Genomic DNA, 6824 nt, shown 5'->3' on the forward strand with positions numbered 1-6824 from the left:
CAGACGCAATTTATCGGCCTGGACAAGGCCACGGTCGCCGCACTGAGCGGCATTTGAGGAGAACGGACATGGCATTTTTGGGATTTATGACGGTGCGGGAGCATGAGGCTGTGGTGGCAGGGTTGAAGGCCGACATGGATGATCAGCGGACGCGGTTTCGCAAAGAGGCGCATGATGACCGCGATATGATTGCCAGGTTGGGCGGCCAGAAGGTTAAGCACCTGACCGGGATCGCGAGATTGCAACGCGAAGTCGAAGGCCTGCGCGCCGATGTTCGCCAAGCCGAGGCTGCCCATGACAAAGCCGCGGCTGAACTCGCCCACTGGAAGAAGCACGGCCAGTTGCGCGACCCTGCTACCGGGCGGCTGATCCCCAAGGCCAAGCCGAGCGATGTGTTCACGGCTTCGCACAGTCCCGCCTAACCGATCCCCGCAATCAATCCTCTCCGACGCGGGACGCGAAAGGTTGCTGCTAGGCCGCGATCTCTGAGCGGTGAAGCGGTGTTGGGGAGGGGAAGGAATTTGAGATGAACGCAGCATCTATCAAGAAAGCGCGCGATGAAGCCAAACGCTTTATGGCGTTGGTGCAGCCCGCATTGGATCACGAGGAAGGAGAGGCGCGCATCTGGCCGTCGCCCGCACGGTCGGCATTGCGCCGCGCCAGCATGGACCTGACCCGCGCTCTTGCCGACATGCGGAGGCCATCATGACTCGCCCCATCACCCCAGCGCTATCCCAGGCCCGCCGCGAAAAGACGCTGGCCCTCATGCTCAATCCGCCGCGCCCGGTGGTGGAGAGGGCGAGGGGGCATCGCGAGTGGATGACGCCGCTTGCTGTTCGGAGGGGGAGAGTATGACCTATCCAAACCAATTTGGCCCGGCGATCATCTCCGATGGCACCCCGCCACGCCATCGCCTGCGCATTGAGGATCTCGGTGAGGTTCTTGGCCCCGAAGATCAGGAGATCGAGCGCATGTTTTCGGATGACGTTGACCCTGCCGCGCGCGAGCCTGCGCCGGTCGATGACACCGAAATTTGCCCAGCCTGCGACGGCTCAGGCTTCGGTGTGGCGGATACCTATTGCGGCTTCTGTGACGGTTGTGGCGGCGTTCCTATCGCTGTTGCAGATATGGGAGGTGAGAATGGTTGACTACACCGCACTAGCCGCACGGGTCGAGCAGGGACAAATCCGCGCTCTGTCGATCAAGCAGCCCTATCCCCATCATATCTTCCATGACGGCAAGGATGTTGAAAACCGTGATTGGCCCACGAAGGGGCGCGGGTGGTTTATCGTCCATGCTGGCGTGTCGAAAACCGAACTCGATATGGATGATCCGAAAGAGGCGGCAATGCCACGCGGCGGTATTGTCGGTATGGCCCGCATAATTGATTGCGTGCAGGCCATGGATAGCCGGTGGTTCTTTGGCCGCTACGGTTTCGTCCTGGCCGATGCTTTCGCACTCCCGCTTGTCGCATGTCGCGGCCAGCTTGGGTTTTTCACTCCGCCGATGGAAGCGCTTGCCGAACTGGCCGCCCACATTCGCCAACAGGAGCAAACATCATGACGAACGACGCGGCATGGTCGAACGCCGTTTCGTGTGTGCTGACCGATCAGCCGTTTATTCATGACTTGGCGCGGGTGGTAACCAATGACGATAGTAGCGACGGTGCTGCTCGTTGGTTGCTCGCCAATCTTGACACTCATGATCCACTGTGCGCCTTCGATTTTTACTGGCCATTCATCGAAGGCCTTGGTCACGCCTGGCCGGTGATGAGAATAGCGGCTGAAATGTTCAACGCCGACCCCCCGCAAATAGCGCGCTTCGTTGCGGAGCGGATCAAGGCTGCGGCGCAGGATGATATTCTCCTTCCTTTCGATGACGGGGATCGCGTCAATATGTGTTGGTTCGCACCCGTGACATTGACTGTTGTTCTTGCGGATCGCGCCCACGACATCGCCGCATTTTTCTCTATCGGGCTGAAACCGAACGGATCGAAAGATCCATACGCGCTTCGCCGGGCGGCAAAGCATTTCATCATCGCAGCATCGTTGCTGCCAGCGAAGGATTGACGATGACGAACGATAAAGATGGCGCGGCGCTGTTGCGCGAGGCGATCCACAATGCCTTGTCCAGCGAATTGGGCGACACATACGATTGCGGGCGCGTCTGGGATGCATGGCATGTCGGGACCATGGGAGAGGATGACTTTACCCCGGTCAACGATCGGGTGGGCGAGATCACTGAAACCGTCCTTGCCGCCCTCCAATCGCACGGTCAGGCGTTCGATGCGGCTTCTCCGCTGGGAGATTTTCAATGCCACAACTGCAAGCGAATTGTCGAGCGCCTGACCGTTGCGCCGGAAAAGTGTCCTGACTGCATGTGTTCCAGCTTTTCGGCTGTCTATGGCAGTGAGGCGAAATATCGGGCCGCTCCCCAGTATGCGTTCGATGCGGCGGGGGTGAGGGAGGCCGTTGCCGATGCGATATGGGCAGAGTTTATGAAGATGGCTCCCGGCTATTTGCTGTCTAAGGGTTTATGTGAATCCTTGGCTGACGCCGCAATCCGCGCCCTCACCATCCCCGATGCCCCGGCGAGCGTTGTCGATCGTGAAATAACGACAAAGCCTGTTGCTGTAGGCGAAACGGCGGCTGGCGTTACACAAGCTCCGGCCAGCGTTGAGCCGGTGGCGGACGATGTGCTGACGTGCGACGTCAAATTGCCGCCTGCCACGACTGTTCGGGCGGGGTGCAGCTTTGAAACGCTTCGGCTGGCCATATCTGCGCCGGGTCGCCCGCGCCATTTCGATGAACCTGACACCATCGGCTCGCACTTTGGTAATGGGGGTGGGCTTGATCCGGTGCGTTCGTTCCATGTCGAGGATTGCGAGGCATCCCCAGGCTTTGGCGGCGGGGATTTGCGGGAGGCTGTCGCTGTGGCGCTGTGGAAGCGTGAAGCCGAGCGAGCAGCGCCCAATGTCGCGAAGGGCCGCAACGCTGTTACATTTCACGATCAACTTGAGTGCGAAAAGGGCAAGTGGCTTGGCTTGGCCGACGCCGCCCTCGCCGCCCTCCCGCCTGTCAAGCAATCGGTGGGCAAATTCCAGCGCGGCGATCATGTCGAAAAGGTTAGCGGATCGAACTGGCGCGGTAAGGTTGTCGGCGAATATTCGACTGACTTGACGCCGGAAGGATATGCGGTCGAGAGCGATACCGAAACCGGGTCGGTGCAGATCTACCCCGCTAAGGCTTTGCGGCTCTCCCACGATCAGCGCGGAGGGTCGGGCGAATGAGTGGGATAGCCGCCGGTCTGAAAATATGCGGAGTCATTGCCGTCCTCTATTTAGCGTGGAGCATTTTGTCATGACTAACCCCATCGCGGTATCGCAGCGGGCGCGGGAGGCTGCTCTTGGCCTTCATGATAGTCTTATGCGGGCTATCAGCGGATCGCCGGACAGCGCGAAAGAGCGCATGGCCTACATATCCGGAGAAAACGACGAAACCTACTGGACCCAAGCCTTCGCCCGCTTCGAGGCCGAAATTCGCGCGGATGAGCGGGAGAGGGCGGTTAAGGTGGCGGATCAACGTGTGCAATTATTGCACGACTTGGATGGCCCTATGGCTCAAATGAGGGCGAGAGAGGCCAGCCTCATCGCCACTGCCATCCGCAACCAAAGGGACCACGATCATGAGTGAGCGGGATGCTATTGTTGAGGATGCCGCTGCGGCCATCTACGAAACATTTTACAACGACAAATGGACGGAGGTTTGCGAGTGTAGCGACACAGGCGATGGTTTTGCAGCGGACGACTTTCGCAAAGCGGCGCGCAAGGTTCTGGCCACCCATGCGGGCGAGGTCGAGAGGTTGCGGGAGGCTTTGCGGCGGATCGAAAAACACTACGGGTCCAATGCAGAAGGCGAGACTGAAACCATGCGCCAGATCGCCCGCCAAGCACTGGGGGGCCAGCCGATGAACATGATCGAACTGGTTGCGCGGGCGCTGGCCCGCCGCAATTTTCCTGTGGGATCGGACGCCGACATCGACGCGATGTGGGAGGGGTGGGCCGATGACGCCATCGCCGCAATCCAGGCAATGCGCGACCCGACGCCGGAAATGATCGAGGCGGGGGAAGCTGTCGATGGCACCGTTACCGCGCTGCCGATCTGGCAAGCCATGATCGACGCCGCGACCGTGCCTGGTTCGGGGGAGGGGTGAGGTGGGAGTCCCGGCACGCTTTACCAAAGCCGACATCAAGCGCGCAGCTGGCGGCATGAAAGCTGCCGGGTTTGACAACGTGCGCGTCGAGATAGACCCGAACGGCAAAATCGTCATCCTTACCGAGAGACCGAATCGGCGTAGGGATGGTGAAGGATGGGAAGACCTAGAGTGACGAAGGGTCTACCGCCCTATGTGACCGAGTTTCGGGACCGGCATGGCAAGGCGCGACTGCGCTTTCGCCGCACCGGCTACCCATCGAAATATATCTCCCATCCGGTCGGGAGCGATGCCTTCTGGCAGGAATATCTGGCGCTCAAGGAAGGCAAGAAGCTGGAGGCTGGAGGCGACCGCGCCGCGCCGGGCAGCTTTGATGACCTGATCGGCCAGTATTATCGATCGACCATATGGCACAACATCCCAAAGGAAAGCACGCGCCGGGTCTATCGTGGCACCTATGAGAGGTTCCGCGCCAAATATGGCAGCAGGCCCGTGGCGACCATGACGGCTCGCAATATCGCCAAGCTGATGGAGCAGATGCACGAGACGCCCACAGCTGGCGCGATCTTGCTCAAGCGTCTGCGCCAACTGTTCGATTACGCGATCTTCCTGGGGATGCGCAAAGACAACCCGGCCAAGGCTGTGAAGCCGCCGAAGTCGAAGGGGCAGGGCTTCCACACATGGAGCGAAGAAGACATTGAGGCTTTCGAGGAACGCCACCCCATGGGGACCAAGGCCCGCCTAGCCCTGTCGCTGCTGCTCTACACCGCGCAGCGCAGATCCGATGTTGTCACCATGGGGCCGCAGCACGTCAAGAATGGGCGCATCCGGGTCAAGCAAATGAAGACCGGCGCAGAGCTATTCATCCCGATTCATCCGACCTTGGCAGCCGCCATAGCGGCGCGACCATCTGGCCAGCTGGCATATCTTGTCACCGAGTTCGGCAAGCCCTTTTCGATCGCCGGTTTCGGCAACTGGTTCCGCGCGCGCTGCGATGAAGCTGGGCTAAAACATTGCTCTGCCCACGGCCTGCGGAAAGCAGCCTCCCGGCGCATGGCCGAACTTGGATTGTCGAACCAGCTTATCAAATCAATCACCGGCCACGTCACTGATTCTGAGGTCGCGAGATACACGCGCGGGGCGGATCAAGTTATCCTGGCCGATCAGGCGATGGCGACTATGGCAGCTGCCGATTTGTCTAACCAGCAAGATAGGTTAGCCAAACTACCGCGAAAAACCGCCGAAAATGGGGGATAGATTTATGTTGTGGTGCACCCAACTGGATTCGAACCAGTGGCCTTTGCCTTCGGAGGGCAACGCTCTATCCAGCTGAGCTATGGGTGCATGACGCTGGTCGGACATGGCGCTTAGCAAAGGCCATGGGCCTGCGCCAGCCTCAATTCACCCGCGCCCCATCTTATTTCGCCGCCTTTTCCATCGGCTGGAATTTGCCCAGGCCACAGCTTGCGCCCGGTTGCAGGCCTGGCCCAGCGTTCCACAACACCGTGATGATATCGACCGAACAAAGCTGCGAAATGCTGGTCTGGTAGGAGAATCGCTTTTCGAAGCCCAGGCTGGGGCAGCTGTTGGGCAGCGTGTTGCGGTAGAGTTTGCGGCCGTTCATAATGAAGTCGATGGTCCGATCGTCGCGCACATTGGTCGATCGGATCGACCGGATCGGGATGCAAGTGACCGCTTCGCCCTTTGCCACATAGGGGTCGGGCCTGTCCTTGGCGATGGCCGGTGTCGCGGCAGCCGCCAAAGCGAGGCCGAAGGCGAGGGGATAGGCTCGCGAAATGATCATGCTGTCTCTCCATGGCTTTTGCCGAATCGACGTTCTGGCAGGCGCTGTTCCGTCCCTTTATTCGCTGTCTGCTGAACTGGGCGATAACGGCAAGGCGGCAGAGGGTGTTTTTGGTGCGGGCGTCTTGGGCTTGAACCGGCACAGGTCGGCGACGATGCAGCGCCAGCATTCGGGGCGGCGCGCCTTGCACACATAGCGGCCATGCAGGATCAGCCAATGATGCGCGTCGCGCCGGAATGGTGCCGGCACGCGCTTTTCGAGTTTCAGCTCGACCGCCAGCACCGTCTTGCCGGGGGCGAGGCCAGTGCGGTTGCCGACGCGGAAGATATGGGTATCGACGGCGAAGGCTTCCTGCCCGAACGCGGTGTTGACCACGACATTGGCGGTTTTGCGCCCGACGCCGGGGAGGGTGGTCAACGTGTCGCGATCCTGCGGCACTTCTCCGCCGAAATCGCGGACCAGTATCTCCGACAGGGCGATGACATTCTTCGCCTTGCCGTTGAACAGGCCGATCGTCTTGATATGCTGCTTGAGCGCGTCTTCGCCGAGATCGACCATTTGCTGGGGCGTTTGGACGTCGCGGAACAGGGCACGGGTCGCCTTGTTGACGCCGACATCGGTGGCCTGCGCGGACAGCACGACGGCGACCAGCAACTGATAGTCGTTGCCATATTCCAGTTCGGTGACCGGCGCCGGATTGGCTTCGGCCAGGCGGCTGAAAAAGTCGAAGATCTGCGCCTTATTCATGGCGGTCAGAGGCCCAGCACGCCCTTCATGTCGTAACGCCCGGCGGGCTGATCGACGAGCC

The 6824-nt window shown here is 60.3% G+C and carries 10 protein-coding genes, 1 tRNA gene and 1 pseudogene; 9 read left to right on the top strand and 3 right to left on the bottom strand.

Translation table 11 applies throughout. The features are described from left to right. Positions 1 to 68: 68 nt before the first annotated feature. From IL54_RS24830 to IL54_RS05635, 9 genes and pseudogenes are all read left to right on the top strand, one after another. A complete protein-coding gene (locus IL54_RS24830) occupies positions 69 to 422 on the top strand; it encodes a hypothetical protein (protein ID WP_193378816.1) in 354 nt (117 codons plus the stop codon). A gap of 104 nt (positions 423 to 526) precedes the next feature. Continuing rightward, positions 527 to 709: a hypothetical protein gene (locus tag IL54_RS05600; RefSeq protein ID WP_037473865.1), complete on the top strand. Its 183-nt coding sequence runs from the start codon at positions 527 to 529 to the stop codon at positions 707 to 709. Between the two features lie 142 nt (positions 710 to 851). Continuing rightward, positions 852 to 1148: a hypothetical protein gene (locus tag IL54_RS05605; RefSeq protein ID WP_037473868.1), complete on the top strand. Its 297-nt coding sequence runs from the start codon at positions 852 to 854 to the stop codon at positions 1146 to 1148. After that, on the top strand, positions 1141 to 1563 hold the full coding sequence (locus IL54_RS22725; protein WP_076605458.1) for a hypothetical protein: 423 nt from the start codon (positions 1141 to 1143) through the stop codon (positions 1561 to 1563). The genes IL54_RS05605 and IL54_RS22725 overlap by 8 nt, the downstream gene beginning before the upstream one ends. Continuing rightward, complete coding sequence (locus IL54_RS25755; RefSeq protein ID WP_037473872.1) at positions 1560 to 2069, top strand: glycine--tRNA ligase subunit beta; 510 nt, start codon at positions 1560 to 1562, stop codon at positions 2067 to 2069. The genes IL54_RS22725 and IL54_RS25755 overlap by 4 nt, the downstream gene beginning before the upstream one ends. 1028 nt (positions 2070 to 3097) lie before the next feature. Continuing rightward, positions 3098 to 3289, top strand: a pseudogene (locus IL54_RS25820) (hypothetical protein); the annotation flags it as partial. Positions 3290 to 3359: 70 nt separating this feature from the next. Beyond that, on the top strand, positions 3360 to 3692 hold the full coding sequence (locus IL54_RS05625; protein WP_037473877.1) for a hypothetical protein: 333 nt from the start codon (positions 3360 to 3362) through the stop codon (positions 3690 to 3692). Beyond that, the gene (locus IL54_RS05630; protein ID WP_037473880.1) at positions 3685 to 4212 is read left to right on the top strand and encodes a hypothetical protein; all 528 of its coding nucleotides are present in this window, start codon (positions 3685 to 3687) and stop codon (positions 4210 to 4212) included. The genes IL54_RS05625 and IL54_RS05630 overlap by 8 nt, the downstream gene beginning before the upstream one ends. 501 nt (positions 4213 to 4713) lie before the next feature. Continuing rightward, on the top strand, positions 4714 to 5469 hold the full coding sequence (locus IL54_RS05635; RefSeq protein ID WP_237748938.1) for a tyrosine-type recombinase/integrase: 756 nt from the start codon (positions 4714 to 4716) through the stop codon (positions 5467 to 5469). 10 nt (positions 5470 to 5479) lie between these two features. Here the strand turns inward: IL54_RS05635 and IL54_RS05640 are convergent. The 3 genes from IL54_RS05640 to nth form a co-directional block, all read right to left on the bottom strand. Continuing rightward, a tRNA-Arg gene (locus IL54_RS05640) sits at positions 5480 to 5556 on the bottom strand. Positions 5557 to 5629: 73 nt separating this feature from the next. After that, the gene (locus tag IL54_RS05645; RefSeq protein ID WP_037473884.1) at positions 5630 to 6016 is read right to left on the bottom strand and encodes a hypothetical protein; all 387 of its coding nucleotides are present in this window, start codon (positions 6014 to 6016) and stop codon (positions 5630 to 5632) included. 57 nt (positions 6017 to 6073) lie between these two features. After that, a complete protein-coding gene (nth, locus tag IL54_RS05650) occupies positions 6074 to 6763 on the bottom strand; it encodes an endonuclease III (protein ID WP_052027565.1) in 690 nt (229 codons plus the stop codon). Positions 6764 to 6824 lie beyond the last annotated feature (61 nt).

The organism is Sphingobium sp. ba1 (assembly GCF_000743655.1).
In the GTDB taxonomy this organism is placed as follows: Bacteria; Pseudomonadota; Alphaproteobacteria; order Sphingomonadales; family Sphingomonadaceae; genus Sphingobium.

Excerpts from the sequence above, each read along its gene's own strand:
- IL54_RS24830 (WP_193378816.1), top strand. The coding sequence starts at position 69 with ATGGCATTTTTGGGATTTATGACGGTGCGGGAGCATGAGGCTGTGGTG.
- IL54_RS05600 (WP_037473865.1), top strand. The coding sequence starts at position 527 with ATGAACGCAGCATCTATCAAGAAAGCGCGCGATGAAGCCAAACGCTTT.
- IL54_RS05605 (WP_037473868.1), top strand. The coding sequence starts at position 852 with ATGACCTATCCAAACCAATTTGGCCCGGCGATCATCTCCGATGGCACC.
- IL54_RS22725 (WP_076605458.1), top strand. The coding sequence starts at position 1,141 with ATGGTTGACTACACCGCACTAGCCGCACGGGTCGAGCAGGGACAAATC.
- IL54_RS25755 (WP_037473872.1), top strand. The coding sequence starts at position 1,560 with ATGACGAACGACGCGGCATGGTCGAACGCCGTTTCGTGTGTGCTGACC.
- IL54_RS05625 (WP_037473877.1), top strand. The coding sequence starts at position 3,360 with ATGACTAACCCCATCGCGGTATCGCAGCGGGCGCGGGAGGCTGCTCTT.
- IL54_RS05630 (WP_037473880.1), top strand. The coding sequence starts at position 3,685 with ATGAGTGAGCGGGATGCTATTGTTGAGGATGCCGCTGCGGCCATCTAC.
- IL54_RS05635 (WP_237748938.1), top strand. The coding sequence starts at position 4,714 with ATGACGGCTCGCAATATCGCCAAGCTGATGGAGCAGATGCACGAGACG.
- IL54_RS05645 (WP_037473884.1), bottom strand. The coding sequence starts at position 6,016 with ATGATCATTTCGCGAGCCTATCCCCTCGCCTTCGGCCTCGCTTTGGCG.
- nth (WP_052027565.1), bottom strand. The coding sequence starts at position 6,763 with ATGAATAAGGCGCAGATCTTCGACTTTTTCAGCCGCCTGGCCGAAGCC.